The 26,449-nt window shown below is 74.0% G+C and carries 26 protein-coding genes; 10 read left to right on the top strand and 16 right to left on the bottom strand.

Going from position 1 to position 26,449, the window contains the following annotated elements:
- The first annotated feature begins 22 nt into the window (after positions 1-22).
- Positions 23-1,774 (top strand): Stk1 family PASTA domain-containing Ser/Thr kinase, encoded by a 1,752-nt coding sequence (gene pknB / locus ACFPL3_RS20410; protein ID WP_379589547.1) that lies wholly within the window; start codon positions 23-25, stop codon positions 1,772-1,774.
- A 6-nt stretch (positions 1,775-1,780) separates the two neighbouring features.
- Here the strand turns inward: pknB and ACFPL3_RS20405 are convergent, their stop codons facing one another.
- Positions 1,781-3,169, bottom strand: coding sequence for a class II 3-deoxy-7-phosphoheptulonate synthase (locus ACFPL3_RS20405; protein WP_343944105.1), 1,389 nt, complete (start codon positions 3,167-3,169; stop codon positions 1,781-1,783).
- A gap of 101 nt (positions 3,170-3,270) precedes the next feature.
- On the opposite strand from ACFPL3_RS20405, the gene ACFPL3_RS20400 reads away from it, so the two are divergent.
- The gene (locus tag ACFPL3_RS20400; RefSeq protein ID WP_343944106.1) at positions 3,271-3,414 is read left to right on the top strand and encodes a GPGG-motif small membrane protein; all 144 of its coding nucleotides are present in this window, start codon (positions 3,271-3,273) and stop codon (positions 3,412-3,414) included.
- A 12-nt stretch (positions 3,415-3,426) separates the two neighbouring features.
- Here ACFPL3_RS20400 and ACFPL3_RS20395 read toward each other — a convergent pair whose 3' ends face one another.
- From ACFPL3_RS20395 to ACFPL3_RS20385, 3 genes are read right to left on the bottom strand one after another with little or no spacing between them, the layout of a single operon-like run.
- Positions 3,427-3,915, bottom strand: coding sequence for a polyadenylate-specific 3'-exoribonuclease AS (locus tag ACFPL3_RS20395; RefSeq protein ID WP_343944107.1), 489 nt, complete (start codon positions 3,913-3,915; stop codon positions 3,427-3,429).
- Between the two features lie 49 nt (positions 3,916-3,964).
- Complete coding sequence (locus tag ACFPL3_RS20390) at positions 3,965-4,699, bottom strand: hypothetical protein (RefSeq protein WP_379589544.1); 735 nt, start codon at positions 4,697-4,699, stop codon at positions 3,965-3,967.
- 46 nt (positions 4,700-4,745) lie between these two features.
- Positions 4,746-5,513 carry a lysophospholipid acyltransferase family protein gene (locus ACFPL3_RS20385; protein WP_343941331.1) on the bottom strand — a complete coding sequence of 256 codons (768 nt, stop codon included), beginning with the start codon at positions 5,511-5,513 and terminating at the stop codon, positions 4,746-4,748.
- A gap of 193 nt (positions 5,514-5,706) precedes the next feature.
- On the opposite strand from ACFPL3_RS20385, the gene ACFPL3_RS20380 reads away from it, so the two are divergent.
- Positions 5,707-6,186 carry a DUF308 domain-containing protein gene (locus ACFPL3_RS20380; protein WP_343941330.1) on the top strand — a complete coding sequence of 160 codons (480 nt, stop codon included), beginning with the start codon at positions 5,707-5,709 and terminating at the stop codon, positions 6,184-6,186.
- 1,301 nt (positions 6,187-7,487) lie between these two features.
- On the opposite strand, the gene ACFPL3_RS20375 is transcribed toward ACFPL3_RS20380, so the two are convergent.
- Genes ACFPL3_RS20375 through ACFPL3_RS20350 form a run of 6 tightly spaced genes read right to left on the bottom strand, consistent with a single transcriptional unit; the run spans position 7,488 to position 11,736 of the window.
- Positions 7,488-8,444: an ROK family glucokinase gene (locus tag ACFPL3_RS20375; RefSeq protein ID WP_379589541.1), complete on the bottom strand. Its 957-nt coding sequence runs from the start codon at positions 8,442-8,444 to the stop codon at positions 7,488-7,490.
- A complete protein-coding gene (locus ACFPL3_RS20370) occupies positions 8,441-8,815 on the bottom strand; it encodes a hypothetical protein (RefSeq protein ID WP_343941327.1) in 375 nt (124 codons plus the stop codon). The genes ACFPL3_RS20375 and ACFPL3_RS20370 overlap by 4 nt, the downstream gene beginning before the upstream one ends.
- Positions 8,812-10,038: an ArsA family ATPase gene (locus ACFPL3_RS20365; protein ID WP_343941326.1), complete on the bottom strand. Its 1,227-nt coding sequence runs from the start codon at positions 10,036-10,038 to the stop codon at positions 8,812-8,814. Before ACFPL3_RS20365 ends, ACFPL3_RS20370 begins: the two co-directional genes overlap by 4 nt.
- Positions 10,039-10,075: 37 nt before the next feature.
- Positions 10,076-10,516: an SRPBCC family protein gene (locus ACFPL3_RS20360; protein WP_343941325.1), complete on the bottom strand. Its 441-nt coding sequence runs from the start codon at positions 10,514-10,516 to the stop codon at positions 10,076-10,078.
- A gap of 22 nt (positions 10,517-10,538) precedes the next feature.
- Complete coding sequence (locus tag ACFPL3_RS20355) at positions 10,539-11,327, bottom strand: metallophosphoesterase family protein (RefSeq protein ID WP_343941324.1); 789 nt, start codon at positions 11,325-11,327, stop codon at positions 10,539-10,541.
- Between the two features lie 10 nt (positions 11,328-11,337).
- A complete protein-coding gene (locus tag ACFPL3_RS20350; RefSeq protein WP_343941323.1) occupies positions 11,338-11,736 on the bottom strand; it encodes a polyketide cyclase / dehydrase and lipid transport in 399 nt (132 codons plus the stop codon).
- Between the two features lie 85 nt (positions 11,737-11,821).
- Between ACFPL3_RS20350 and ACFPL3_RS20345 the strand changes: the two genes are divergently transcribed.
- Entirely contained in the window at positions 11,822-13,645 is a 1,824-nt protein-coding gene (locus ACFPL3_RS20345; RefSeq protein WP_343941322.1) for an AMP-dependent synthetase/ligase, read from the top strand.
- Between the two features lie 10 nt (positions 13,646-13,655).
- Here ACFPL3_RS20345 and ACFPL3_RS20340 read toward each other — a convergent pair whose 3' ends face one another.
- From ACFPL3_RS20340 to ACFPL3_RS20325, 4 genes are all read right to left on the bottom strand, one after another.
- The gene (locus ACFPL3_RS20340) at positions 13,656-14,804 is read right to left on the bottom strand and encodes a glycosyltransferase family 4 protein (RefSeq protein WP_343941321.1); all 1,149 of its coding nucleotides are present in this window, start codon (positions 14,802-14,804) and stop codon (positions 13,656-13,658) included.
- Positions 14,805-14,913: 109 nt separating this feature from the next.
- Entirely contained in the window at positions 14,914-16,008 is a 1,095-nt protein-coding gene (locus ACFPL3_RS20335) for an NlpC/P60 family protein (RefSeq protein WP_379589537.1), read from the bottom strand.
- A gap of 247 nt (positions 16,009-16,255) precedes the next feature.
- Positions 16,256-16,504, bottom strand: a complete 249-nt coding sequence (locus ACFPL3_RS20330; protein ID WP_343941319.1) for a hypothetical protein — start codon at positions 16,502-16,504, stop codon at positions 16,256-16,258.
- Positions 16,505-17,650: 1,146 nt separating this feature from the next.
- A complete protein-coding gene (locus ACFPL3_RS20325; RefSeq protein ID WP_379589534.1) occupies positions 17,651-18,985 on the bottom strand; it encodes an NYN domain-containing protein in 1,335 nt (444 codons plus the stop codon).
- Positions 18,986-19,091: 106 nt separating this feature from the next.
- Between ACFPL3_RS20325 and ACFPL3_RS20320 the strand changes: the two genes are divergently transcribed.
- Both ACFPL3_RS20320 and ACFPL3_RS20315 read left to right on the top strand, forming a co-directional pair.
- Positions 19,092-20,813: a DEDD exonuclease domain-containing protein gene (locus ACFPL3_RS20320; protein WP_343941317.1), complete on the top strand. Its 1,722-nt coding sequence runs from the start codon at positions 19,092-19,094 to the stop codon at positions 20,811-20,813.
- 242 nt (positions 20,814-21,055) lie between these two features.
- Positions 21,056-21,334 (top strand): Lrp/AsnC family transcriptional regulator, encoded by a 279-nt coding sequence (locus ACFPL3_RS20315; protein WP_343941316.1) that lies wholly within the window; start codon positions 21,056-21,058, stop codon positions 21,332-21,334.
- A gap of 200 nt (positions 21,335-21,534) precedes the next feature.
- Here the strand turns inward: ACFPL3_RS20315 and trpD are convergent, their stop codons facing one another.
- Together trpD and ACFPL3_RS20305 are read right to left on the bottom strand one after the other, a co-directional pair.
- A complete protein-coding gene (gene trpD, locus ACFPL3_RS20310; protein WP_343941315.1) occupies positions 21,535-22,581 on the bottom strand; it encodes an anthranilate phosphoribosyltransferase in 1,047 nt (348 codons plus the stop codon).
- The gene (locus ACFPL3_RS20305) at positions 22,574-23,029 is read right to left on the bottom strand and encodes a hypothetical protein (RefSeq protein WP_343941314.1); all 456 of its coding nucleotides are present in this window, start codon (positions 23,027-23,029) and stop codon (positions 22,574-22,576) included. The genes trpD and ACFPL3_RS20305 overlap by 8 nt, the downstream gene beginning before the upstream one ends.
- 77 nt (positions 23,030-23,106) lie before the next feature.
- Here ACFPL3_RS20305 and ctaE point away from each other — a divergent pair, with 77 nt between their 5' ends.
- From ctaE to ACFPL3_RS20285, 4 genes are all read left to right on the top strand, one after another.
- The gene (ctaE, locus tag ACFPL3_RS20300; protein WP_343941313.1) at positions 23,107-23,730 is read left to right on the top strand and encodes an aa3-type cytochrome oxidase subunit III; all 624 of its coding nucleotides are present in this window, start codon (positions 23,107-23,109) and stop codon (positions 23,728-23,730) included.
- Between the two features lie 50 nt (positions 23,731-23,780).
- Positions 23,781-24,623, top strand: coding sequence for a cytochrome bc1 complex diheme cytochrome c subunit (gene qcrC / locus ACFPL3_RS20295; RefSeq protein WP_343941312.1), 843 nt, complete (start codon positions 23,781-23,783; stop codon positions 24,621-24,623).
- A complete protein-coding gene (qcrA, locus tag ACFPL3_RS20290) occupies positions 24,620-25,753 on the top strand; it encodes a cytochrome bc1 complex Rieske iron-sulfur subunit (protein ID WP_343941311.1) in 1,134 nt (377 codons plus the stop codon). The genes qcrC and qcrA overlap by 4 nt, the downstream gene beginning before the upstream one ends.
- Positions 25,750-26,449 (top strand): cytochrome b (locus ACFPL3_RS20285; protein ID WP_379589530.1); only part of this gene is annotated, 700 nt, incomplete at its 3' end. The genes qcrA and ACFPL3_RS20285, both read left to right, overlap by 4 nt.

Here is a 26,449-nt window from a genome sequence, read left to right as displayed (position 1 = left end):
AGCTCCCCGGTACCGTCATCGCGTGAACGCCCCGCCTGCTGCGCTGCTCGACGCGCGCTACCGGGTGGGCCCTCTGCTCGCCCGCGGTGGGATGTCCACGGTGTACCAGGGCACCGACACGCGGCTGGACCGGCCGGTCGCGATCAAGGTGATGGATCCCCGGTTGGCCGCCGATCCCTCCTTCCGGGCGCGGTTCGAGCGGGAGGCCCGGTCCGCGGCGCGCATCGACCACCCCGCCGTCGTCGACGTCTACGACCAGGGCGAGTCCCCCACCGGTGCCGGCACCGGTCTCGGCGGCGACGGGCCGCTGCTGTTCCTCGTCATGGAGCTGGTGGAGGGCGGCACCCTGCGCGACGTCCTGCGGGCGCGGGGTGCCCTCGGGGTGCCCGCCGCGTTCGCCGTGCTGGAGCAGGTGCTGGCCGGGCTGTCGGAGGCCCACCGGCTCGGGCTGGTGCACCGCGACGTGAAGCCGGAGAACGTGCTGATCAGCCGCACGGGCGAGGTGAAGGTCGCCGACTTCGGTCTGGTCACCGCGAGCGCCCAGGCCGGTGCCAGCACCGCCGGGATGATCATGGGCACGGTCGCGTACCTGTCGCCCGAGCAGGTCGCCACCGGCGACGCCGACGCGCGCAGCGACGTGTACGCGGCCGGAATCGTGCTGTACGAATTGCTCACGGGGGCGCCGCCCTACACCGGCGACACCGCGCTCTCGGTGGCCTACCGGCACGTCAACTCCGACGTGCCGCCGCCGTCGCAGATCGCCGGCGAGGTGCCGCCCGAGCTGGACGAGCTCGTGCTGCGCGCCACCCGCCGCGACCCGGCCGCCCGCCCGGCCGACGCCGCGGCGATGCTCGCCGAGCTGCACCGGGTGGCCGTGCGGCTGGACGTCCCGCGCGTGCCGCCGCCGGTGCCGCCACCGCGCCCGGTCGACGAGCAGGACACCGTTCCCGCCGGCCCGCAACGCCTCGCGGGCGACCCGGCGGGTGCGGCCCACGCCGCGCCGGGGCCACGCGGCACGCGGGCCCTCCCCCGCCCGCACGACGACGGCCCGCCGCCGCACGTGCGCGCGCGCCGGCGCAGCCGCACGGCCTTCGCGGTGTGGACGGCGATCGTCCTCGTGCTGGCGCTGCTGGTGGGCGTCGGGGCGTGGTGGCTGGGGAGCGGGCGCTGGACGGCGGTGCCGAACATCGTCGGGCTGGAGGCGGCGGCCGCCCAGCAGCTGCTCACCGAGTCCGACCTCGTCGCCCGCGTCACCGAGACCTACCACGACGACGTGGCCGCGGGCGTCGTCAGCGCCACCGAGCCGGCCCCGCAGGCCGAGCTGCTGCGCGGCAGCACCGTGCAGATCACGGTCTCGACCGGCCGCCCGACGGTGCCCGAGATCGCGCCGGGCACCTCGCTGGCCGACGCCGAGCGCGCGCTGCGCGACGCGGGCCTCACCCCCGTGCACACCTCGGACGACACGGACGAGAGCGACTCGGTGCCGGAGGGTGCCGTGGTGCGCACCGACCCCGACGCCGGCACCGAACTGCGGGTGGGCACGGACGTGACGATCGTGGTGAGCAGCGGCGAGTCGGACACCGTCGAGGTGCCGAACGTCGTCGGCAAGGACTTCGACGACGCCTCCGACATCCTCGACGAGCTCGACCTCGACGCCGAGGGCCGCAGCGCGATCCCGTTCCTCGGCCGCAGCGACGGCCAGGTGGTGGAGCAGCGGCCGTCGCCGGGCACCACGGTGGAGCGGGGCACGACCGTCACCCTCGTGACGGTCTGAGCCTCGTCAGCCGCGCAGCATCTCCGCCACGAGGAACGCGAGCTCCAGCGACTGCTGGGTGTTCAGGCGCGGGTCGCAGGCGGTCTCGTAGCGGCCGGAGAGGTCCGCGTCGGAGATCTCCTGCGCGCCGCCCAGGCACTCGGTGACGTCCTCGCCGGTGACCTCGACGTGGATGCCGCCCGGGTGGCTGCCCAGGGCCCTGTGCACCTCGAAGAAGCCCTGCACCTCGTCGACGATGCGGTCGAAGTGGCGGGTCTTGTACCCGGTGGTGGACTCGTGGGTGTTGCCGTGCATCGGGTCGCACTGCCAGATGACCTTGTGGCCCGACGCCTCGACCTTCTCCACGATGGCGGGCAGCACGTCGCGGACCCGCCCGTTGCCCATGCGGCTGACGAGGGTGAGCCGGCCGGGGGTGGCGCGTGGGTCGAGCCGCTCGACGTACTCGACGGCCTGCTCCGGCGTGGTGGTGGGGCCGATCTTGAGCCCGATCGGGTTGGAGAGCAGCTCGGCGAACGCGATGTGGGCGCCGTCGAGCTGGCGGGTTCGCTCCCCGATCCACAGGAAGTGCGCCGACAGGTCGTAGAGGCGCGGTTCCGGGCGGGTGGTGTCCAGGCGCAGCATCGCGCGCTCGTAGTCGATGAGCAGCGCCTCGTGGCTCGCGTAGAACTCCACGCTGTGGAGGTTGTAGTCGTCCACCCCGCAGGCCTGCATGAAGTGGACGGCGCGCTCGATCTCGGTGGCGAGGTCCTCGAACCGCTCCCCCGCGGGCGAGGTGCGCACGAAGTCCTTGTTCCAGTCGTGCACCATCGTGAGGTCGGCCATGCCGGTGGCGGTGAGCGCGCGCACCAGGTTCATCGCGGCGCCCGCGTTGGCGTATGCGCGCACCATGCGCGACGGGTCGGGCACCCGGGCCTCCGGGGTGGCCACCAGCGAGTTGACGATGTCGCCCCGGTAGGAGGGCAGGCCGAGCGCGTCGACGGGCGCGCTGCGCGGCTTGGCGTACTGCCCGGCGATCCGCCCGACCTTCACGACCGGCATCGACGCGCCGTAGGTCAGCACGATGGCCATCTGCAGCAGCGTGCGGATCGTGGCGCGGATGTGCGGCTCGGTGTTGTCGACGAACGTCTCGGCGCAGTCGCCGCCCTGCAGGAGGAACGCCTTGCCCAGCGCGACGTCGGCGAGGCGCTCGCGCAGCCGGTCGACCTCCGGCGGCAGCGTGACCGGCGGGACGCTCTCCAGCACGGCGCGCACGTGGGCGACGTGCGCGGCGTCCGGCCAGTCGGGCTGCTGCGCCGCCGGCCGGGCCAGCGCCTCGTCGAGGCGGGCCCGCAGATCAGCAGGCAGCGGGGGCAGCTCGGGCAGCACCTCGACCGGTGCGTCGACCGTCCAGTTCACGATGGACAAGAGTAGGACGTGGCGGAAACGTGGGAATGGGCACCTCGGCCCTCACCCGTTCGGCCCGATTCCGCAACCGGCGCTACGGCAACAGGGGTGTCATGAACACTTTGCTGTGGATACTCGCCGTGGTCCTCGTCGTCGCCGGCGTGTTCGCGATCCTGCGCAAGCAGTTGATCTGGGGGATCGTGCTCATCATCGTGGGCCTGCTGGTCGGCCCGGGCGGCGTGAGCATCTTCACCTGACCCCGCACGGGATCAGCGGGCGGCCACCGCCGCGTCGATCGCCTCCCACCGCTTGCGGTTGAGCCGCGCGTCGGCCAGCGCGTCGTGCGCGTCCGGCGTGGGCGGGGGCAACGGTGGCCGCCCCGCGTCCTCCCAGCGCTGCCGCAACTCCCGGGTGAACCGCGGCAGAGCGCGCGGCAGCGCCGGCATGGCACCCCACAGCTGGCAGAGGGCGACGTGGTCGTACGCGGCGATCCACGCCCACAACTCGACCTCGCCGGGCGCCGACGTGAGGAACTCGAGCAGGTCGGTGCGCAGCTGCACGCGTGAACGCCACGCCGGATCGGCCGGCGAGGGCAGCTTCGGCAGCACGTTGGCGCGCACCCACTGCCCGGCCCGGGTGGGGTCGAACTCGGTGGAGACCGCGTAGAACTCGCGCCCGTCCTCCCCGACCACGCCGATCGACACGAGGTCGATCGTCGTCCCGTCTTCGATGAACTCGCAGTCGTAGAAGAACCGCACGTCGTGAGGCTAGTGGCTCACCGCTGGAGGATGGGCACCGGCCGATCGACTACTCGTCGCCGTCCTCGTCCGGTTCCTCGGACTTCTCGTCGTCCGAATCGACGGACGCGGACTCACCCCGATCACCTTCCGCGGGCGCGGCTGCCCGCGGGTCGGCGCTCGGGGCGGCGTCGGCATCGCTGTCCTGCTGCGGTGGCGGCTGCCGCTCACGTGTGCCGGACGGGCCCCCGTCGACAGCCGCGGCGGGCGGCGGGGGCGCCGGGGCGCGCGTGGCGCGCGGCCGCTGCGTGGTGCGCGGCGCCGGCTTCTTCGTCGGCTCCGGTTCCACCGTCGGCTCGGGCGCGGTGGTGGGCGGTGCGGTGGTGGGCTCCGGAGGGGGCGGCGGTGCCGCCGTGGCCGTGGGCACCGCCTGCAGCATCGGGGTGGCGGCCTGCCTGTCGGCGGTGGGGCCCTGCAACCACCCCGCCAGCGTGGTGGTGGCCGTGAGCACCACCACCGCGATCACCGCGAACACGGCCCACGACGCCACCCCGCTCAGCCCGCCGCGGGACGCGGCCTCCGGCGCGGGACCGACCAGGGCGGGCATCTCCGTGGTGGGCCGGTCGTCCACCGGGACGACGGCCGTGGCGCGCTCGGGGTCGGCGGGGTCGGGCTGGTCGCCCTCCACCTCGGGCACATCGGCGGCCTCGGAGCCGAGGAGGACGTCCTCGTGCTCCGCGCCGACGAGCGGGTCGTCGGAACGGAGCGGATCGTCCGGCTCGCCCACACCCGACCATCGCTCCACGCCAGCACGGTATTACGCGCGGCAACCACCGCGGATCCCGGGGCCGTCAGCTGGCGCGCGTGCCGGGCACCCGGCCCGACCCGCGACCGTCCTCACCCTCGCCGTCGGTGGGGATCGGGGCAGGCCCGGCCGCCGCGGCGGCCGCCTTCTCCTTGACCGACGCCGCGTACAGGTCGACGTAGGTCTGGCCGGACAGCTCCATCAGCGCGTACATGATCTCGTCGGTCATCGAGCGCTCGATGAACCGGTCGCCCGCCATGCCCGCATACCGGGAGAAGTCCAGCGGCGGCCCGATCTTGATGCGCACCTTCCGCGGGCGCCAGATCCGCGAGCCGATCGGGTTGACCTCGTCGGTGCCGATCATCGCCACCGGGATCACCTTGACGTCCGCCTCGAGCGCCATCCGCGCCACGCCCGTCTTGCCCTTGTAGAGCCGGCCGTCGGGCGAGCGGGTGCCCTCCGGGTAGATGCCGAGCAGCTTGCCCTCGCGCAGCAACCGGACGGCGGTGTCCATCGCGGCCTGCGCCGCCGACCCCCCGGACCGGTCGATCGGCACCTGGCCCACCCCGGTGAAGAAGATCTTCTTCAGCCAGCCGACGAGCCCGGGCTGGGTGAAGTACTCGCGCTTGGCGAGGAACGTGATGCGCCGCGGCACGAGCAGCGGCAGGAAGAACGAATCGGCAACGGCGAGGTGATTGCTCGCCAGGATCGCCCCACCCCGCGCGGGGACGTGCTCGAGACCCTCGATCGAGGGCCGGAAGAACAGCCGCAGCAGCGGGCCGAGGAGCACGAACTTGGACCACCAGTACAGCACCTGGGCGTGCCCCCTCCAGCTCGACGGCGCCAGCCTACGGAGCGGCGCGAGCCGCCGACAACGGGCACCGGTGTATCAGGCTGGATCGGGGCCGAAGTCTTCCCCCATCCCGGTCCCCCCGTGTCAGGATGGGGGCCGCCGGATGCGTTCCCCGGAGCCGGGCCGCCGGCGGCGCACCGAGGGAGGAGGCCGCGTGAACGGCGATCCCGACGAGCGCCCCCAACCCGACGGCGCGGCGCCCGACGAGTTCGAGGCGATCGTGGCCCTGTGGCGCAACGAGGGCGACGTCCCCGAATGGCCCGACGAGCAGAAGCCCGGCGACCCGGAACCCCCCGACCGCGAGCCACCCGCCGATGAGGCCCCGCAGGCCCCCGCCCCACCGTCCACACCGCGGTCCTACTCGCCCCCACCGCTGCCCGAGGACGAGCACTTCATCCCCCCGGAACCACCCCCGCTGCCCCGGCTGGGCCCGCCCGCGCTCGTCGGGCTCACGCTGATCGTCCTCGGGCTCGTGCTGGTCGTCACCCCCGGCTGGGTGGGCATCTCCGCCCCCTACGGCCTCCCGCTCGGCCTCGTCGCGCTCGCGGCGGGCCTGGGATGGCTGGTGCTGCGCCTGTGGCCGGACCCGCCCGACCGTGACGACGACGGCGACGACGACGGCGCGATCGTCTAGCAAGGACGTGCCGATCAACAGTTCCGGACAGCACCACAGAGTCGCCGCACCGGCGCTGACGTGCTGCTCGACCGGGTCAACCCGCTGCCACCGGCTCGAGCAGCACCTCAGGGTCGCCAGGACTGCAGCAACGCCCTGATCGGCTCGATCAACCGGCCGCCTCCCGCCCGAGCCGCACCACACCGTCGCCACACCAACACCGACGTCCTGATCGACCCGGCCAACTGGGCGCCGCCGGCGCGAGCAGCACCACAGCGTCGCCGCACCAGCGCTGACGTGCTGCTCGACCCGATGAACGCGCTGGCAACCGGCTCGAGGAGCACCTCAGGGTCGCCAGGACTGCAGCATCGACCTGATCAGCTCGATCAACCGACTGCGGCCGGCCCGAGCAGCACCACAGCGTCGCCCCACCAGCAGCAACGTGCTGATCAGCTGGATCAACCGCCCCTTGATCACTCCGAACAGCACGCTACGGCCGCGCCGGCAACCCTGGCGTGCGCCTCGGCGCGACCGCTGCCGGTCGAGGACCCTGGCGACCGGCCCGTTCACGTTGACCAAGGGCAAACGGTCGCTCCCGAAGATCGAACCACGACCATTCCCCTTGATCGCCGCCGCGACGCACCGGCCACCGCTGCCCGGACCCTCAGCCGCCCGGCAGCAGCGACGTCCTGCTCGGTCCGGTCAACCGCCGTGTCAGCCCCGAGAAGCACCACACGGTCCTCACACCCGCACGCATGCCCTGCCCGACCTCAGCGACCACCCGCAGGCGGCCGAACAGCACCACTGGGTCGCCACACCAGCAGCAACGCCCTGATCGACTCGACCAACCGGCCGCGACCGACCCGAACAGCACCACAACGTCGCCGCGCCAGCGCTGACGCCCTGCTCGGCTCAACCAACCGACCGCGACCGACCCGAACAGCACCACAACGTCGCCCGGGCGACAGCAACGCCCTGATCAACTCGACCAACCGGCCCGAACAGCACCTCCCGGCTCCCGCAACAACCCTGACGCACGCCTCGTCGCGAACACGGCCGGTAAAGGTCCCGGCGACCGCATTCTGAGTTGGCCGAGGGCCACCGTCGGCGCACCGGCCGGCAACAGCAACGTCCTGCTCGGCCCACTCACCACCCACCCCCAGCCCGAGCAGCACCACAAGGTCGCCGCACCAGCGCCGACGTCCTGATCGGCTCGCCCAACCGGCCCGAGCAGTACCTCACTGCAGCCCTGGGACCCTGGTGTGCGTCTCGGCCGGATCACGGATCGTTCGATCGCTCACGGGCCGGGCCGGGCGGGCCGGTCAGGAGCTCCGGGCCAGCTCGCGGGCCAGTTGCGCGGCGCCCACCACGGCGGCCGCCTCGCCCAGCTGGGCCGTGCGGATCCGGGCGAGCGGGCGGCGGCCCGCCCCGGTGACGGTGGCGGCGTAGTGCTCGCGCGCCTCGTCGAGGAACAGCGGCGCCGAGCCCGACACTCCCCCGCCGATCACCACCAGCTCCGGGTCGAACACGTCGGCGACGAGCGCGAGACCCTCGCCGAGCCAGCGGGCGAGCTCGTCCATCGCGGCGCAGGCCACCGGGTCGCCGTCGCGCGCGGCGGCGGCAACGCGGCGGCCGGTGACGCGGCCGGGGTCGCCCGCCACGAGCCTGCGCAGCAGCGGGGACCGGCTGGGGTCGCGGGCGAGGAGCTCGACGGCCGTGGTGGCCAGCGCGGTGCCGCTGCAGTAGCGCTCCCAGCAGCCGTTCTTGCCGCACGGGCACGGCCGCCCGTCCGGCACGACCCGCAGGTGACCCAGCTCGGGAGCCACCCCGAAGGCGCCGCGGTAGATCTCGCCGTCGACGAGGAGCGCGGAGCCGATGCCGGTGCCGAGCGCGACGAACACCACGGTGGCGGCCCCGGAGGCGGCGCCGAAGTGCCGCTCGGCGAGCGCGGCGGCGTTCGCGTCGTGCTCGACGACGACGGGCAGCCCGATCCGGTCGGCGATCCGGTCGGCGACCGGGGCGTCGCGCCAGGACAGGTGAGGGGCGAACCGCACGCCCCGCCGGTCGGGCGTGACGAACCCGGCGAGCGCCAGCCCGACGGCACCGATCCGGTGGCGAGCCGCGAGCTCCGCGATCACGCCGGCGAGCGCGGCCTCCAGGGCGGTCTCGCTGCGCGGGGTGGGGGTGCGGGCGGTGTCGTGCACGTTCCCCTCGGCGTCGACGACGCCGGCCCGCACGCTGGTCCCGCCGACGTCGACGCCGATGGTCAGCACGGTCATGGCGTCCGCCGCTGCACGGGGATCCGCTGCACCCTGCGCCCGGGTGGCGGGGCCTCGTCCACGTCGGGCGGGTCGGTTGCGGGTGCGGGCCCGCCTTCCGCGAGGGCGGTGCGCAGCACGGCCACGAGCCCGGTGGCGTGCTCGGCCAGCCGCGCGGCGAGTTCGGGGCGTTCGCCGCGCACCGCGGCGATCACCGCGCAGATCGGGCAGACGGAGCACGTCCCGGACGCGTCGGCCGGGCCGGGCGGGTCCGCCGGTTCGGTGCGCAGCCGGTCGAGCACCGGGTCGATGCGGTCGAGGGCGACGAGGGCGAGCGCCCGTAGGTCCTCCGCGATCCCCGCGTGGCTGCCGCAGCCGTCGGCCGCGGTCACCGGAGCCAGACCGCGGGATCGGGGACGAAGGCGACGCGCAGGTCGTCACCGTTGACGTGCGCACCGGTGACGGTGCACCGGCGCAGCACCGAGGGCAGCGCGATCATCCGGCGGGTGCTGCCGGTGGTGACGGCGAGGTCGTCGTCGAGCCGGACGAGGTCCACCGGCCCGCTCGACACCCCGGGCAGGTGCAGGACCAGGTCGAACGCGGAGTCCGGTGACGTCCCGCTGCCCGCGGTGCGGTGCACCTGCATGAGCGGGGCGGCGGACGTGCCCGGTGGCGCTGCGGGGTCGTCGGAGCCGTAGAGGGAGCTCGCGAGCTCCCGCAGCCCGGGCAGGCCGGTGGGTTCGGCCGAGGCGTACTCGGCGACGCGCAGCGGCACCGGTACGGCCTCCAGCTCGGCGAGCACGGCCCGCTGCTCGGTGTGCCGCTCGCGCAGCCAGCGGCCGGCGGGACCGCGCAGCGACGACGGCGCCTCGGGCACCATCCGGTTGACGACCAGGCCGTCGACGCGCAGTCCGTGCAGCGCCAGCGCGGTGAGCGTGCGGCGGGTCTCGGCCGCCACCACGCGCTCGGGGGTGAGCACGAGCCGGATCGACGTCCGGTCCTGGTCGGCGAGCAGGGCGCGCAGGCCCTGCAACTCGACGGCGAGCGAGTCCAGGGCGGCCACGGCGCGGTCCCACGCGGGCTGGGCCTCCCGGCTGCCGGTGGCGAGGCCGCTGATCAGCCCGCGGACGGCCCTGCGGTGGGCCGGGAACAGCCGCTCCAGGTAGGTCGAGAGCGCCTCGGGCAGGCCGAGCAGCCGCAGCGTCTCGGCGGTGGGGCCGCAGTCGACCACCACGACCTCCCACAGCCCGCTCTCGGCGAGCCTGCGCACCTCGCCGAGGGCGAGGAGGTCCTCGACGCCGGGCAGCACCGTGACCTCGTCGGCCACCAGCTCGTCCACCCCGGCGCCTGCCAGCAGCGTGCCGAGGTGGTCCTGCAGCCGGGCCCACGCACCGTCGAGGAGGGTGCGGGTGTCGACGTGGGCGGCGAACAGACCGGGTTCGAGCTCGGTGGGCTCCCCGCCGAGCTCGGCCTCGACGGCGTCGCCGAGCGAGTGCGCGGGGTCGGTGGAGACCGCCAGCACCTTGCGGCCGGAGCGCGCGAGGTGAGCGGCGGTGGCCGCGGCGAGGGTGGTCTTGCCGACGCCTCCCTTGCCGGTGAACAGGACGACGCGCACGACGCGGAAGGGTAATCGCGGGATCAGTGCGCGCGCGTCACGGGGCGCTCTCGACCCGCCGCTTCAGCCCCTTGAGCGCCGTATCGATGATCACCTTCTCCGCCTTGCGGCGCAGCATGCCGATCATCGGGATGTTCAGGTCGACGGCCAGCGAGTAGGTCACGGTGGTCTCCTTGTCCGTGCCCGCCAGCGTGTACGAGCCGGTCTGGGCCTTCTGGATCTGACCCTTGACCAGCGTCCAGCTCACCGAGCGGCCGTCGCGCGCCCACGTGTAGTCGAGGGTGTAGGAGTCCTTGATCGGACCGGCGTCCATCGTGAAGCGCACCCGCTGCGCGCGCCCGTCGCCGTCGCTGCTCAGCACCTCGACGGTCTTCACCTGCTCGGCCCACTCGGGGTAGGCGGGGAAGTCGGCGATCACGGCCATCACGCGCTCCGGCGGCGCGGCGATGGTGATCGATGAGGTCGTAGCGTCGGCCATGGCGGGCACGTTACCGCTGGGTTCAGAACCGGAGCACGTACGGAGTGCCGGTGGCGCGGAAGTGCCCGACGTTGACGCACTCCGTGCGCCCCACCCGCACCCGGGGCGCCAGCGGCTGGTGGACGTGCCCGAACAGCGCGGCGCGGGGGCGATCGCGGTGCACGACGTCGAGCAGATCGGCCGAGGACGCCTCGGCCCGCCGGGTGACCACGTCGAACGCCAGCTCGGGCACGGCGGGCGGCACGTGACTGCACAGCACGTCGACGCGGTCGAGCCCCTTCACGGCCGCGGTGAACTCGTCCGCGCGCAGCAGGTGCGGCGTCCACGGGCCGCTGGAGCGCGGCTCCGTCCCGGGCGGCAGCGGCGCCCCGCCGACGAAGCCGAACCGCAGCCCGCCGATCTCCAGCACCTGGCCGTCGGCGAGCGTCAGCCCGGGCCGGGCGTAGCGCGGCCACAGGCGGGGCATGTCGACGTTGCCCGGGATCGCGTAGGTGGGGGCGGTGAGCGCACCGAAGAGCCGGTCGTACTGCTCCCGCACGGCGTCCTCCAGCACGGCGGGCGCGTCCGGCAGCCGCGCCCACGCGTCGCGGATGAAGCCGATCAGCTGGTCGCGCCCGCCCTCGGTGCGCAGGCGCGCGAACTCGGTGCTCACCCCGGGGCCCAGCACGCGGCCCAGGATCCCGCCGGTCGGATCGCGGTAGTCGATGTAGTCGACCAGGTCGCCGAGCACGATCAGGGCGTCGGCCCCCTCGCCCGCCCGCGCGAGCGCGTCGGAGGCGCCGTGCACGTCGGAGACCACGTGCACGCGCATGCCGGTCACGTTACCCCGGCGGCTCGCCCGGCTCCCGGCCCGCTTCGAGGCGGTCCTTGCACGCGAACGCGATCGCCTTGGCCGCGAGCCGCCGACGCATCGCCTCGGCGGCGGCTCGCCGGGGCGGCGCGGGCCGCGGCGCCCCGTCCGGGCCCTGCGGGTCGGCCCGCAGGTAGTAATGCAGCACCGTGCCGTCCAGCACCGGCTCGAGCCACACCTCCATGCTCCCGACGAGGGCACCGCGCACCGTCCACCGGATCCCCTCGACGCCGCGGTCGGCCATGACCTGCAGGTCCAGGTCGGGCCACAACAGCGGCCAGCGGGAGGGCACCGCGAACTCGGTCGCCACCACCGCGGGCGGCACGGCGAGGAACGTCTCGTCCACCACGTCCACCGACGGCACGGGCACAGGGTAGTGACAGGCCGTGCCGACCCCGGCTACCGCGAGGTAGGTTTCGGGAAACGGGAGCCGGTGCCGGCAGGAGGTCACGACCGTGCGCGAGTACAGCGTTCCAGCCACCGCCAACGTCGGTGACGAGGAGAACCTCCTCGACGCGGTCTACGCCAACGCCGAGGAGCACGGTTCCGTGGTCGTCTACCGGCGCCAGCTCTCCCCCGGCGAGTGGTCGGACGTCACCTGCGAGCACTTCGCCGAGGAGGTCGTCGCCGTCGCCCGCGGGCTCGTCGCGGCCGGGGTGCGCCCGGGCGACCGCGTGGCGCTGCTGTCGCGCACCCGCTACGAGTGGAGCCTGATCGACTACGCGATCCTCGCCGTCGGGGCGGCCACCGTGCCGATCTACGAGACCTCGTCCGCCGAGCAGGTCCGCTGGGTGCTGTCCGACTCCGGCGCCGTCGCCGCGGTGGTCGAGTCCGACCGCCACGCCGCGGTGGTCGACGAGGCCAGGGCCGGCATCCCGGAGCTGCGGCACGTCTGGCGGATCGAGCCGGCCGCCGGGGCCCGCGGCGCCGTCGAGGAGCTCGTCGCGCTCGGCGCCGACACCCCCGCCGAGGAGGTGCGCGCGCGCAGCGCCGCCGTCCGCGCCGACGACCTCGCCACGCTGATCTACACCTCCGGCACCACCGGGCGGCCCAAGGGCTGCGAGCTGACCCACCGCAACCTCGTCAGCGAGGTCAAGGGCACCGTGAGCATGCTCCCCGAGCTGCTCTCCGAGCGCGGGTCCGTGCTGCTGTTCCTGCCGCTCGCGCACGTGTTCGGCAAGGTGATCCAGTGCGGCGCGCTGTACACGCGCACGGTCGTGGGCCACACGCCGGACGTCAAGCAGCTGCTGCCCGACCTCGCCTCGTTCCGGCCCACGTTCATCCTGTCCGCGCCGCGCGTGTTCGAGAAGGTCTACAACAGCGCCCGCCAGCGCGCCCACGACAGCGGGAAGGGCCGCATCTTCGACGCGGCCGCCGAGACCGCCATCGCGTGGAGCCGCGCCAAGGACACCGGTGGCCCCGGCCTGGCGCTGCGGCTGCGCCACGCGCTGTTCGACCGGCTGGTCTACGGCAAGCTGCGCGCCGTCGTCGGCGGGAACGTCGTCGCCGCGGTGTCGGGCGCGGCCCCGCTCGGCGAGCGGCTCGGCCACTTCTTCCGCGGCGTCGGGATGCCGGTCCTCGAGGGCTACGGACTCACCGAGACCACCGCGGGCGTCACGCTCAACGCGCTCACCGCGCAGCGCGTCGGCACCGTCGGGCGCCCCGTGCCGGGCCACTCCGTCCGCATCGGCGACGACGGCGAGGTGCTGGTCAAGGGTCCGATCGTCTTCCGCCGGTACTGGCGCAACGAGGCCGCCACCACCGAGGCGCTCGAGGACGGCTGGTTCCACACCGGCGACATCGGCGAGCTCGACGACGCCGGCTTCCTGCGCATCACCGGCCGCAAGAAGGAGCTCATCGTCACGGCCGGGGGCAAGAACGTGGCGCCCGCCGTGCTGGAGGACCGGCTGCGGGCCCACCCGCTGGTCAGCCAGTGCATGGTCGTGGGCGACGGGCAGCCGTTCGTCGCCGCCCTCGTCACGATCGACTCCGAGGCCCTCCCGGGCTGGTGCGAGCGCGCGGGCAAGCCGGCCGGCTCGACCGCCGCCGACCTCGTCGACGACCCGGACCTGCGCGCCGAGATCGCCGCTGCCGTCGAGGACGCCAACCAGGCGGTCTCGCGGGCGGAGCAGATCCGCGAGTTCCGCATCCTGCCGGTCGACTTCACCGAGGCGGGCGGCGAGATGACCCCCACGATGAAGGTCAAGCGCGCCGTCGTCGCCTCGACGTTCGCGGCCGACATCGCGAGCATCTACAGCGGGGCGAAGACCCCCGCCTGATCCCGGCCGGTCACCGCGCGGCGGGCGCGCGCGTACCGGCGAGCAGGGCGCGCAGCCGGGCCACCCGGGCCGGCCACGTCCACTCCTGCTGCATCCACGCACGGCCGGCAGCCCCCATCGCCCGGGCCCGGTCCGGGTCGGCGAGCAGCCCGGCCAGCGCGGAACCGACCGAGCCGACGTCCCGCCCGTCGACGACGCGGCCGGTGCGGCCCTCCTGCACGGTCTCCGGCGCCCCGCCCGACCGCCCCGCCACCACCGGCAGGCCCGCCGCCGCGGCCTCCAGCAGCACGATGCCCAGGCCCTCCACGTCGAGCCCGCCGCCGCGCGTGCGGCACGGCAGGGCGAACACGTCACCGACGGCGTGGTGGGCAGGCAGCTCGGACTCCGGCACCGCCCCCGCGAACACCACGTGCTCGGCCACCCCGCCGTCGCGGGCGAGCCGGCGCAGGCGGTCGGTGGCAGGGCCGTCGCCGACCAGCAGCAGCCGCGCCCCCGGCACCCGCTCCCGCAGCCGCGGCAACGCCCGGATCAGCACGTCCTGGCCCTTGCGCGCCACGAGCCGGGACACGCACACCACGAGCGGCGCGTCCCCGATGCGGTAGCGGCGGCGCAGCTCGGCGCGGGCCGCCGAGTCGGGCCGGAACCTCTCGGCGTCGATCCCGGGCGGCAGCACCTCCAGCGCCGCACACGGCCCGAACGCGGCCGCGACGCGCGAGCGGGTGTAGCGGGAGACGGTGGTGAGGACGTCGGCGTCGCGCCCGATCCGGCGCAGCGCCTGGCGCCCGCCGGGCACCATCGACCAGCCCACCTCATGGCCGTGGGTGCTCGCGACCACCCGCTCCACGCCGGCGCGCCCGCGCAGGTGCGGCCCGAGCAGCGCCAGCGGGGCCGCCGCACCGAACCAGACCGTGCGCGCACCGTGCTCGCGCACCAGCGCGGCGGCCCGGGCCGCCACCGCAGGCACCGGGAGCATCAGTGACGTCGGGTGCCGGTGCACCGGCACGGGCGAGGCGGCGTCGAACTCCGCGGCCCCCGGCCACGCCGGCGCGTACACCGCGAGCTCCCCCGGCGGCAGCCGCTCCGCGAAGGCCTGCAGGTAGGTCTGGATGCCGCCGGTGCGGGGCGGGAAGTCGTTGGTCACGAGGAGCGTGCGCGCCACCTCGCGACGCTATCCGGTGCCGCTGCACGTGCACCGCTCCGGGCGCTCGGGCGGCGGCCGGTCACCCCGGCCGGCCGCCGCCCGTTCCGGGGAGCGGACGAAGCGCGCGCTAGAGCCGGCGGGCGCCGGTGATCGGGCGGCTGGAGATGTCGGAGTACTTGACGACGTCGCCCGTCTGCGGTGCGTTGATCATCTTGTTGTCGCCGACGTAGATGCCGACGTGGCTCACCGGCTTGTAGAAGAACACCAGGTCACCGGGCCGCAGCTGGTCGCGCGGCACAGGGGTGCCCACGCGGGCCTGCTGGCTGCTCGACCGCGGCAGCGTGATCCCGACCTGCTTGAACGCCCACGACGTGAGGCCCGAGCAGTCGAACGAGCTGGGCCCCTCCGCTCCGTACCGGTAGGGCTTGCCGAGCATCTTCATGGCCGCCCGGATCGCCTCGACCCCGGCGCCGCTGCCGCTGATCGAGCTGGGGCCGCTGAGCTCGGGCCCCCGGCGATCGCGCCGCTGCTGCGGGCTCAGGCGGTCGAGGAGGCGCTGGGCCTCGTCGATGCGCTTCTCGGCATCACGCTTGCGCTTCTCGACGTCCTCGGTGGCGCGAGCCGCCTCGTCGGCGGCCGCCTGGGCGCGCGCGATGGCGGCGTCCGACTCGATCCGCTTCTGCGCGGTGTCGTCGACCTTCGTCAGCAGCTGGTCGAGCTTGTCGCGGTACTCGACGGCCAGCGTCTCGATGGCCGACATCTGGTCGAGGAACTCCTGCGGGGAGCGGCTCGCGAGCAGAGCGTTGAGCTGGTCGAGGTTGCCGCTCTCGAACGTGGACATCGCCACGGAGTCGATCTCGAGGCGGAACTGCTCCTCGTCGGCGACCGCGGCCTCCAGCGCCGCCCTGGTGGGCTCCACCGCGGCCTGCAGCGTGGAGAGCTCCGACTGCCGCTGCTCGAGGGTGTCCTTGGCGGCGTGCCACTCCTCGGTGAGGGCCTCGGCCTCGCGGTTGACCTCTTCCAGCTGCCGGGCGGCGTCCGCCGCGTTGCCGGGCGGGTCCTGCTGCGCCGCTGCCGGGGGGGCGGCGACGAGCAACGACACGACCACCATCGCGATGACCGACCCGACGGACGAGGCAGACCGGCCCCGGCGGCGCAGGCGCCGCACGAGCGGCCGAACGGTCTGCCGAGGACCCGACGAGGTGCGCCGACGCGACTCCACGCGGACGGATCTCCTCTCGCGACCCCGCACAGATGCTCGATCGGGCGAACATGTCGTCCCGATGGAGTATCGCGCGGTGACCTCACGTCGCCATCCGCGGTCGAATGGCTGACACGCCGCAAGGTCTCGCGGAGATTACGGAGCAACGCGCGACAGGTCCAACCCGGGGTACCCCTGCGTGGCGCATTGTGTGGCGTCACCCACATGCACGGAGCGCAGCGGAGGAGCGCGCTGAGCGGGCATGTGATCACCCTGCGTCACGAACGGCTCCCCCATTCCCTTCATCCCGGGGCGCTCGGCGCGGCGTGGTGGCCACCAATCGCAATCTCGGCACCAGGCCTTGATCCGCGAGCACGGCGAGCGCACGCCGCTCCGGTGCGTCGAGCTGCACGATCGGCGCGCCGGACGGCACCTCCGACGGCGTGTCGGCGGCATGATCGGCGGCCTGATCCACTCCCGTAGCCGGCTCGGGGGCGCCCAGCAGCACGCCGATCACGCAGTCGCCACAGGCGTCCCCGCGGACCGCGCACCCCTCACAGTCGATGATCATCTCTGCTCCCTCGACGGTGCGGACGACCCCGTCGCCGTCCGATGCCCCGGACGTTATGAGCGACCCCCGACAATTCCGGACACGCGACGGCGTCGAGCAGCACGTCAGGCCGGAGCGAGCGGCCACGCCGAGGTTGCCGACCGCCTGGGTGGGCCGCGGCCCCGGCCTCGGGGTGCTCACACACCGGTAGCGGTGCCCACACACCGGTTGCAGTCGATGTGCCGGCACCCGACCTCATGTGCGAGCGGGCCGCCGCCGACCCCGGTGCCGACCACACACCGGTAGTGGTGCCGACACACCGGTTGCAGTCGATGTGCGAGCGGTCGACCTGGTGTGCGAGCGGGCCGCCGCCGACCTCGACGTGCCCGTCACGCTTGTGGGGCCAGCACCCAGTCACGCACGCGCACGGAAGCGGCACCGGCGTCTCCGGCGGGACCCCCCGAGCGCTCGCACACCGGCAATAGCGCCGGCACACCGACTGCAGTCGGTGTGGGAGCACGCGAGGTGGTGTGCGAGCGGGCCGCCGCCAACCCCGGGGCGCCCACACACCGGTCGTGGTGCCGACACACCGGTTGCAGTCGATGTGCGAGCGGTCGCCCTGGTGTGCGAGCACGCCGCAGCCGACCTCCACGCGCTCGCCCGGTGAGGGGGGCAGTGCGGCGGCTGGTCCTCGGGGGCTCGATCAGCACGAGGCTGTCGCCGTGCCCGCTGGGACGTGTGCATCCCGCAATTCGCCCGAGCAGGACCTCACGGTGGTGGCTGTGACAGCCGCGGTGTGCGGCTCGCGCTGATCACACGCGGCATCGGCCGCCCGCCCGGGAGCATGATCGTTGTTTCGGCGCGAAACCCGACGCGTCCCGTCGGAAAACGCGCCGATTCACCGATCATGGGCTCGGGATCCTTCGTTGATCGCCGCATTGGGCTGGGCGCCGACCAAACCCGGGGCGCCCACACATCGGTTGTGGTGCCCGCACACCGGTTGCAGTCGGTGTGGGAGCACGTGAGGTGGTGTGCTAGCACGCCACGGCCGGCCTCGGCCCACCGACATCGCCACCGGCCGCACACCCGCCCGGAGCGAAGCGGGGAGCGCGGCTACCGCACCAGCCGCGCCAGCAGCAGCGCCGAGGGCACCGCGTGGGCGCCGGCGCGCCGCACCGACTGCACGACGGCGCGGTCGGAGGTGGCCACCACGACCGGCCTGCCCTGCGGCTCGGCGGCGACGAGGTCGCGGATGACGTCGTCGGCGAGCACACCGGGGTCGCTGAAGAGCACCCGGACGCCGCGGGATCCGCGGGGTGGTGCGGTGATGACGCCTGCGCCGTCGAACACGACGGTGACCTCCACGCCGGTGCGGGCGGCGAGGGCACCGAGCTGCCCGACGAGCCGGGAGCGCTGGTCGGCGAGGGGGAGGTCGGGGTAGCCGGTCTTGCTGACGTTGTAGCCGTCGACGACGAGGTGCACGGACGGTACGGCGAGCAGGGCGTCGAGCTCGGCGAGCGTGCCGACGGAGCTGCCGCCGCGGGCGGCGCGCGCCCCGGCAACGAGGTCGCCGGGGCGCGGCCCGCCGCCGCCGATCGCGAGTTCTCGGCGCAGACCGGTCAGTGCGCCGCCGAGGGTGTCCATCAGGAGCGCGAGGCGCACCTCGTCGGCCTTGCGGGCCTCGCGGGCGGCCTGGCGGGCGGCAGCCACCTCGGCGGCGGCGCGATCGGCCCTCCTGCGCTCGGCCTCCGCGCGTTCCCGTTCGCGGTCGCGCTCGGCGAAGGCCGCTGCGAGCTCGCGCTCGGCGGAGCGGCGCAGCTCCTCGACCTCGTGCTCGGCGGCGAGCTGGGCGTCGCGGGCTGCCCGCAGCCGGGCGCCCTGCTCGGACACGCGGCGGCGCAGCTGCTGGTACTCGTGGTCGCGCTGCTGCCCGGCGGTGCGGGCCTGGGCGCGGGCCTCGGTGAGCTCGCCGCGCAGCCGTTCGAGCTCGGCGGTGAGCTTGTCCACGCGCGAGAGCGCGGCGTCCCGCTCGGCGCGCAGCTCGCTCGCCTCGCCGCGGCGGGCGGCAGCGGCGACGGCCTCGCCCGCCTCCGGGTCGTCGTTCAGCACGGCGGCCGCGGCGGCCATGAGGGAGTCGTCGGACGAGGTGGTGAGCTCGCCGGGGCGCTGGTCCTCCCACCAGGCCACCACCGCCGCGCGGAACGCGGCGGACGCCGCGAGCTCTGCCGTGAGCGCGGCGCCGCCGAGCTTGGCCCGCTTGGCCGGGGTGAACCGCGCAAGCCTGCGCAGCGGCACCGGGACGTCGGCGGCGGGCATCGAGCCGACGGCGGTGGCCGCCAGCTCGGCCAGCCGGCCGCGCAGGGCCTCCGGCAGCTTGCCCCAGTCGACGCGACCAGGCGTCGGCACACCCGGGGCGGGCGAGCCGGAGGCGTGGTCGGACCGTGACATCGCACCAGGTTAGCTGCGTTCGCCGCGGTTCACCGGTGACGCGGCGATCACAATCCGTACGGCGGTACCCCCGGACTGTCGGAGGCCACCGCTACCGTCCGCGCCCGTGTCCGCCCGCCCGGCCCAGTTGACGTTCGACGAGCTCGGCACCCCGCTGCGCGAGGTCACATTCGTGGTGCTCGACCTGGAGACCACCGGCGGGTCGGCGAACACCGACTCGATCACCGAGGTCGGCGCGGTCAAGGTGCGCGGGGGCGAACGGATCGGCGAGCTCGCCACCCTCGTCGACCCGGGCACCGGCGTACCGCCCGGCATCGTCGCGCTCACCGGCATCACGTCCGCGATGACAGCGGGTGCGCCGCCGCTCGCACAGGTCCTCCCGTCGGTGCTGGAGTTCCTGCGCGGCGCGGTGCTCGTGGCCCACAACGCCCCGTTCGACGCGGGGTTCCTGCGCGCGGCGTGCGAACGGCACGGGCAGGTGTGGCCGCGCCTGCCGGTGCTGTGCACGGCGCGCCTCGCCCGCGCCGTGCTGCCCCGCGACGAGGCCCCGAGCGTCCGGCTGGGTGCGCTCGCCGAGCTGTTCGGCACGACTACGCGCCCCACCCACCGGGCGCTCGCCGACGCCCGCGCCACCGTCGAGGTGCTGCACGGGCTGCTGGAGCGCGTCGGCAACCTGGGTGTGCAGAGCCTGGAGGAGCTGATCGCGCTGGCGCGGGAGTCCGCCCCGCACCGGCCCACCCAGCGGCAACGGCAGAAGCGGGTGCTGGCGCAGGGCGTGCCGTCGGCGCCAGGGGTGTACCTGTTCCGGGGGCCCCGTGACGAGGTGCTCTACGTCGGCACCAGCGGCGACCTGCAACGGCGCGTGCGCAGCTACTTCACCGCGGGCGAGCGGCGCCGCCGCGTGCGCGACATGGTGGCGCTCGCCGAGCGCGTCGACACCGTCGTCTGCGCCCACGCGCTCGAGGCCGCCGTGCGGGAGCTGCGGCTCATCGCCGCCCACCACCCGCGCTACAACCGCCGCTCCCGGCGCCCGAACCACACCTGGTGGGTCGTGCCCACCGCGGAGGCGTTCCCGCGGTTGTCGGTGGTCACCACGCCGCGCGACGGGGCGCTCGGGCCGTTCGGTTCGCGGCGGGCGGCCACCGCGGCCGTCGACACCGTGCTCGACGTCGTGCCGCTGCGCCCCTGCACGCAGCGGATCCCGGCGAAGGGTGCGTCGGCGAGCCCGTGCGCGCTGCACGAGATGGGGCGCTGCGCGGCGCCGTGCGCAGGCCTGCAGACGCCCGAGGAGTACGCGCCGGGCGTGCGCGCGCTGGCCGACCTGGTCGAGGGCCGTGACGACGCACCGCTGCACCGCGTGGCCGCCGAGATCGACGAGCTGGCTGCGAAGGAGCGGTTCGAGGTCGCCGCGCGCAGGCGCGACGAGCTGGCGGCGCTCGTCGTCGGGTTGGGCCGGTCGCAGCGGCTCACCGCGCTCGCTGCGGTGCCGGAGCTGGTGGGCGCGCGGCCGGACGGGCGGGGCGGCTGGGAGATCGCGGTGGTGCGCCACGGGCGGCTGGCGGCCGCGGGGGTCGCCCGGCGCGGCGTCGCCCCCATGCCGGTGATCGACGCGCTGCGGCTGGGCGCCCAGACAGTGCTGCCCGGGCCGGGACCGCTGCGCGGGGCGCCCGTGGAGGAGGTGCGGCTGTTGCACCGCTGGCTCACCACCGGGGGCACCCGCCTCGTGGCGAGCGACCCGCCGTGGACCGAGCCCGCCCGCGGGGCGGGCGCCTGGGGCGCGTGGGCGGAGCGGGCGCGCCCGGTCGAGGTGGCAGGTGAGGTGCGCTAGCGCCGAAGCGGTGATCACCCTTCGGCGAGGGTGCCCCGGACGGGGGGCATCACCGCGAGCCGTACGACGCGGTCACCGAGAGCACCGTGAGGTACTCCTAGGACCGGCTGATCCGGCCGAGCAGTACTCCACTGTCGGCGGCGCGACGGCAAGTGCTTCTCGAGCGCGGCCCGCGACGATCTGACCCCGATCGCGCGTACTCCCGCATTCAAGATCGGCGCGACACGGTCTAGGCTGGCGGCGTGATCACGGCGATCGTCCTGGTGCACACGGCCACCGACCGGATCCCCGAGACGGCGCAGGCCATCGCCGACCTCGACGGGGTGTCCGAGGTCTATTCCTGCGCGGGCGACGTCGACCTCATCGCGGTCGTCAAGGTCGCCGAGCACGAGCAGCTCGCCGACGTGATCGCGGGCCGGCTCAGCAAGGTGGAGGGTGTGCAGCGCACCGACACGCACATCGCCTTCCGCTCGTACTCCCGTGCCGACACCGAGGCCACCTTCTCCGTCGGACTCGACTGACCCACCGGGGCGCGAGTCTCCCGTTTCAGTGCCCGAGTGCCTCGTCGGAGTCGGCTCCGACGCGCAACTCAGGCCGCGGAACGCGAGACTCGCGCGGCCGACGGCCCCCGGATGCGCAACTCGGACCGCGAAACGCGAGACTCGCGCCGCCGACGACATCCGGCACGCGCAACTCGGGCCGCGAAACGCGAGACTCGCGGTCAGGGTTTGTGGGCTGTCGAGACCTCGACCCAGCGGGTCAGGAGGCGTTCGGCGGCGCCGGAGTCGACGGCGGTGGCTGCGCGGTCCAGCGCCCCGGAGAGGGCACCCGCGAGATCTGCGGGCGGACCGTCGAACGCGACCAGGGCGCCCGCGGCGTTGAGCAGCACCGCGTCGCGCACCGCGCCGGTGCGGCCGGCCACCAGCGCGCGGAAGACCTCGGCGTTGTCGGCCGCACTGCCGCCGCGCAGCGCCTCCCGGGTGGCGGGGGCGAGCCCGAGCGCGGCCGGGTCGACGACCTCGCGCCGCACCTGACCGCCGGCCACGACCCAGGCGGTGCTGGTGGTCGTGGTGGTGAGCTCGTCGAGCCCGTCGTCGCCGCGGACGACGAGCGCCGACTTCCCGCGCCCCGCGAACACCTCGGCGATCACCGGGGCGAGCCGGGCGTCGGCGCACCCGACGAGCGCGGCGGGCGGCTGGGCCGGGTTGGTGAGCGGGCCGAGCACGTTCATGGCGGTGGGCACGCCGAGCTCGCGGCGCGGCGCGGCCGCGTGCCTCATCGCCGGGTGGAACACCGGGGCGAAGCAGAAGCCGATGCCGACCTCGGCCACGCACGCCGCGACGCCCTCGGGCGGCAGGTCGATCACCACGCCGAGCGCCTCGAGGACGTCGGCCGCCCCGCTGGACGACGACGCGGCGCGGTTGCCGTGCTTGACGACCGGCGCCCCCGCTGCCGCGACGACGACGGCGCTCATGGTGGAGATGTTGACCGTGTGGGCCTGGTCGCCGCCGGTGCCCACGACGTCCACGGCCGGGCCGACCACGGTGACGCGGCGGGCGTGGCGCAGCATCGCCTCGGCGAGCCCGGCGACCTCGGCGGCGGTCTCACCCTTTGCGCGCAGCGCGACCAGGAACCCGGCCAGCTGCGCGTTCGTGGCCTCGGCCGAGAGGACCCGGTCCATCACCCACGCCGTGTCGTCGGCGCCGAGGTGCTCCCCGCGGATCAGCCGGCCGAGCAGGTTCGGCCAGCTGAGGACGCTCTCAGCCACGACCGGTGCCGACGGGCGCCCCGCCGTCTCCGCGCACCGCGACCGCCGTGGACCCGCGCAGCACGTCGGCGACCGTCTCGGCGGCGGTGATCGGGTCGAGCGGGTGGACGAGCACCGCGTCGGCCTGCGACCAGGTGGCCAGCCAGCGGTCGTCGCGCCTGCGCACGGTGACGATGATCGGCGGGCAGTCGTCGATCTCGTTCTTGAGCTGGCGCGACAGGCCCATGCCACCGGTGGGCTGGGCCTCGCCGTCGAGGATGGCGAGGGCGAACTCGCCCGAGTCGGCCGCCTGCAGGACGTCCGCGATGCCGCTCACCTCGTGGAAGCGCAGGCGGGGCAGGTCGGGCGCCGGGCGCCGGCCGACGGCCGTGACGATGGCCTCACGCACCTCGGGGCGGTGGCTGAACACCAGCACGGTCAGGGTCTCGTGCGGGACGGGGCTGCTCACAGCGATGAACTGTAGTGCGACGTGCTCGTCCGCCCCGTCCCGCCTGCCCCGGGGGTAAAGACGACAGCGTGTAGAAGATGGTCCATACTGCCCGGGTGACGACTGCGGCTCCCACGATCAGCGCGCGCATCCACTCGCTGAACCGCCCCAACCTGGTCAGCGTCGGCACGATCGTCTGGCTGTCCAGCGAGCTGATGTTCTTCGCCGGGCTGTTCGCGATCTACTTCACGGCGCGCGCACAGAACCCGCCGGACCTGACGTGGCCGCCGCCGCCGACGCACTTGAACGTGCCCTACGCGCTGGTCGTGACGATCATCCTCGTGGCGTCGTCGTTCACCTGCCAGTTCGGGGTGTTCGCCGCGGAGCGCGGCGACGTGTTCGGGCTGCGCCGCTGGTACCTGCTGACGCTGCTGATGGGCACCGCCTTCGTCATCGGGCAGGGCTACGAGTACTACCAGCTCGTGCACGAGGGCACCACGCTCGCGTCGGACGCCTACGGCACGGTGTTCTACCTGACCACGGGCTTCCACGGCCTGCACGTCACCGGCGGGCTCATCGCGTTCGTCTACCTGCTGATCCGCACGAAGCTCAGCAAGTTCACCCCGCAGCAGGCCACCGCCGCGATCGTCGTGTCCTACTACTGGCACTTCGTCGACGTCGTGTGGATCGGCCTGTTCACCGTCATCTACTTCATCCGCTGACACAGCGCACCCCGACTACTGCGACCGTAAGAGGTTGGACGACGCCGACGATGACCACCACACCCCCTTCGAGGAAGCCCCGCGGGCCGCGTAGCCGGTTCCGCCGCCGCGTGGCAGGCGCGCTGGCGCTGGGGATCGGCCTGCTCACCGCGGGTGGCCTCTACACGGCCTTCACCCCGGAGCCGCAGGTGGCCACGGCGCAGGAGGGCGACGCCGCGCTGATCGCGCAGGGCGAGCAGATCTACAACAACACCTGCGTCAGCTGCCACGGTTCCAACCTGCAGGGCGTGCAGGACCGCGGTCCGAGCCTGATCGGCGTCGGTGACGCGGCCGTCTACTTCCAGGTGGCGACGGGCCGGATGCCGCTGGCCCGCCAGGAGGCGCAGGCGCAGCGCAAGCCCCCGCCGCCGCAGTTCGACCCGCACACCGAGGAGGGCGCGGCGAACATCGACGCGCTCGGGGCGTTCATCCAGGCCAACGGTGGCGGTCCCACGCGGCCCGCGGCCGACGGCGAGGCCCTGCGTGGCGGCGACCCGGCCCGGGGTGGCGAGCTGTTCCGCCTGAACTGCGCGTCGTGCCACAACTTCACCGGCCGCGGCGGTGCGCTGTCCTCCGGCAAGTACGCGCCGACGCTGGACCCGGCCACCGAGATGGACATCTACACCGCGATGCTCACGGGCCCGCAGAACATGCCCAAGTTCTCCGACCGGCAGCTCGCGCCGGAGGAGAAGGAAGACATCATCGCGTACGTCATGTCGGTGACGAACGGGAACAACAACCCGGGCGGCAACCCGCTGGGCGGGGTCGGGCCGGTGTCGGAGGGCCTCGTGGCCTTCATCGTCGGCATCGCCGCCATGGTCGGAGTCGCAATGTGGCTGGGAGCCAAGTCATGACCACGTCCCACCAGCACCCACCCGCCGTGCCCACCGCGGCCGAGGTCGAGGACATGACACTCGAGGAGCGTGCGCGCCTCGCGAGCACCCTCGACGACGTCGAGGTGGTCCACAACCAGAACAAGTGGCCGATCAAGGGCACCCGCGCGGAGAAGCGCGCGGAGCGGGCCGTGGCGCTGTGGTTCGTCATCTCCGCGCTGTCCGGGCTGGCGTTCCTGGGTTCGTTCCTGTTCTGGCCGTTCCAGTACGTGGCTCCGGGCCAGCCGGGCTACGGCCTGTACACGCTGTACACGCCGGTGGTCGGCTTCACGTTCGGGCTCTCGGTGCTGGCGCTCGGGATCGGCGTCATCGCCTACATCAAGAAGTTCTTCCCCGACGAGGTGTCGGTCCAGCAGCGCCACGACGGCGCCTCGGACGACGTCGCCCGGCTCACCGTCACCGCGCAGCTGGTGAAGGCGGGCCAGGACACCGGCATCGCGCGCCGCAAGCTGATCATCCGTGCCGCCGGGGGCGCCGCGGGCGTGCTCGGCCTGGGGTTGGGCATCGCGGCGATCGCGCCGCTGGTGCGCAACCCGTGGAAGGGCGGCGACGAGGCGGCGCTGTGGGTCACCGGCTGGCGGCCCGTGAACGGCGAGACCGTGTACCTGCGGCGCGACACCGGCGACCCGCACGAGGTGTCGCTGGTGCGCCCCGAGGACCAGGCCCCCGGCTCGATGGAGACGGTGTTCCCGTTCCGGGAGTCCGAGCGGGACGACGAGGAGGCCCTGATCCGCGGGCTGCGCGGCTCGGACACCCCCGTGATGCTGATCCGCCTGCGGCCCGACGAGCGGGTGGTGCACCGCAACGGCCAGGAGAACTTCAACTACGGCGACTACTACGCCTTCTCGAAGATCTGCACGCACCTGGGCTGCCCCACCTCGCTGTACGAGGCGCAGACCAACCGCATCCTCTGCCCGTGCCACCAGACGCAGTTCCTGGCCACCGAGTACGGCCGGCCGGTCTTCGGTCCGGGCACCCGACCGCTCCCCCAGCTTCCGATTACTGTCAACGACGAGGGATACCTCGTCGCCACCGGCGACTTCGCCGAGCCCGTCGGCCCGGCCTTCTGGGAGCGGAGGTACAACCCGTGAGCTCGCTCACCACGCCCACCGGCTCGGGGGCCAACGCGAAGGTGATCGGCGCCCTCGACGAGCTCGACCAGCGCTACCACCCGGCGGCGGGCCTGCGGAAGCAGTTCAACAAGGTCTTCCCCACCCACTGGTCGTTCATGCTCGGTGAGGTCGCGCTCTACAGCTTCATCGTGCTGCTGCTGTCGGGCACCTACCTGGCGGTCTTCTTCGACCCCTCCATGGAGGAGGTCACCTACAACGGCGTGTTCGAGAACCTGCGCGGCATCCACATGTCGCGGGCGTTCGAGAGCGCGCTGGAGATCTCCTTCGACGTCCGGGGCGGGCTGTTCATCCGCCAGGTGCACCACTGGTCGGCGCTGCTGTTCATGGCGGCGATGGTCGTGCACATGTTCCGCACGTACTTCACCGGCGCCTTCCGCAAGCCGCGCGAGGCCAACTGGGTGATCGGCGTGCTGCTGCTGTTCCTCGGCTTCTTCGCCGGGTTCACCGGCTACTCGCTGCCCGACGACCTGCTGTCCGGCACCGGGCTGCGGATCGCGTCCGGGTTCACCCTCGCGGTGCCCGTGGTCGGCACCTGGACCCACTGGGCGCTGTTCGGCGGTGAGTTCCCCGGTACCGAGATCATCCCGCGGATCTACATCGCGCACGTGCTGCTCATCCCGGGCATCCTGCTCGCGCTGATCGCGCTGCACGTCG

Source organism: Pseudonocardia zijingensis (assembly GCF_042657305.1).
Taxonomy (GTDB): Bacteria; Actinomycetota; Actinomycetes; order Mycobacteriales; family Pseudonocardiaceae; genus Pseudonocardia; species Pseudonocardia zijingensis.
The sequence above is the reverse complement of the archived record's forward strand: the minus strand, read 5'-3'. Positions and strand labels throughout refer to the sequence as shown.

What these genes read in the sequence shown, in the direction of transcription:
- ACFPL3_RS20400 (WP_343944106.1), top strand. Translation starts at nt 3,271, where the DNA reads ATGAACACTTTGCTGTGGATACTCGCCGTGGTCCTCGTCGTCGCCGGC.
- ACFPL3_RS20375 (WP_379589541.1), bottom strand. Translation starts at nt 8,444, where the DNA reads ATGACCGTGCTGACCATCGGCGTCGACGTCGGCGGGACCAGCGTGCGG.
- ACFPL3_RS20360 (WP_343941325.1), bottom strand. Translation starts at nt 10,516, where the DNA reads ATGGCCGACGCTACGACCTCATCGATCACCATCGCCGCGCCGCCGGAG.
- ACFPL3_RS20355 (WP_343941324.1), bottom strand. Translation starts at nt 11,327, where the DNA reads ATGCGCGTGCACGTGGTCTCCGACGTGCACGGCGCCTCCGACGCGCTC.
- ACFPL3_RS20325 (WP_379589534.1), bottom strand. Translation starts at nt 18,985, where the DNA reads ATGTCACGGTCCGACCACGCCTCCGGCTCGCCCGCCCCGGGTGTGCCG.
- ctaE (WP_343941313.1), top strand. Translation starts at nt 23,107, where the DNA reads ATGGTCCATACTGCCCGGGTGACGACTGCGGCTCCCACGATCAGCGCG.
- qcrC (WP_343941312.1), top strand. Translation starts at nt 23,781, where the DNA reads ATGACCACCACACCCCCTTCGAGGAAGCCCCGCGGGCCGCGTAGCCGG.
- qcrA (WP_343941311.1), top strand. Translation starts at nt 24,620, where the DNA reads ATGACCACGTCCCACCAGCACCCACCCGCCGTGCCCACCGCGGCCGAG.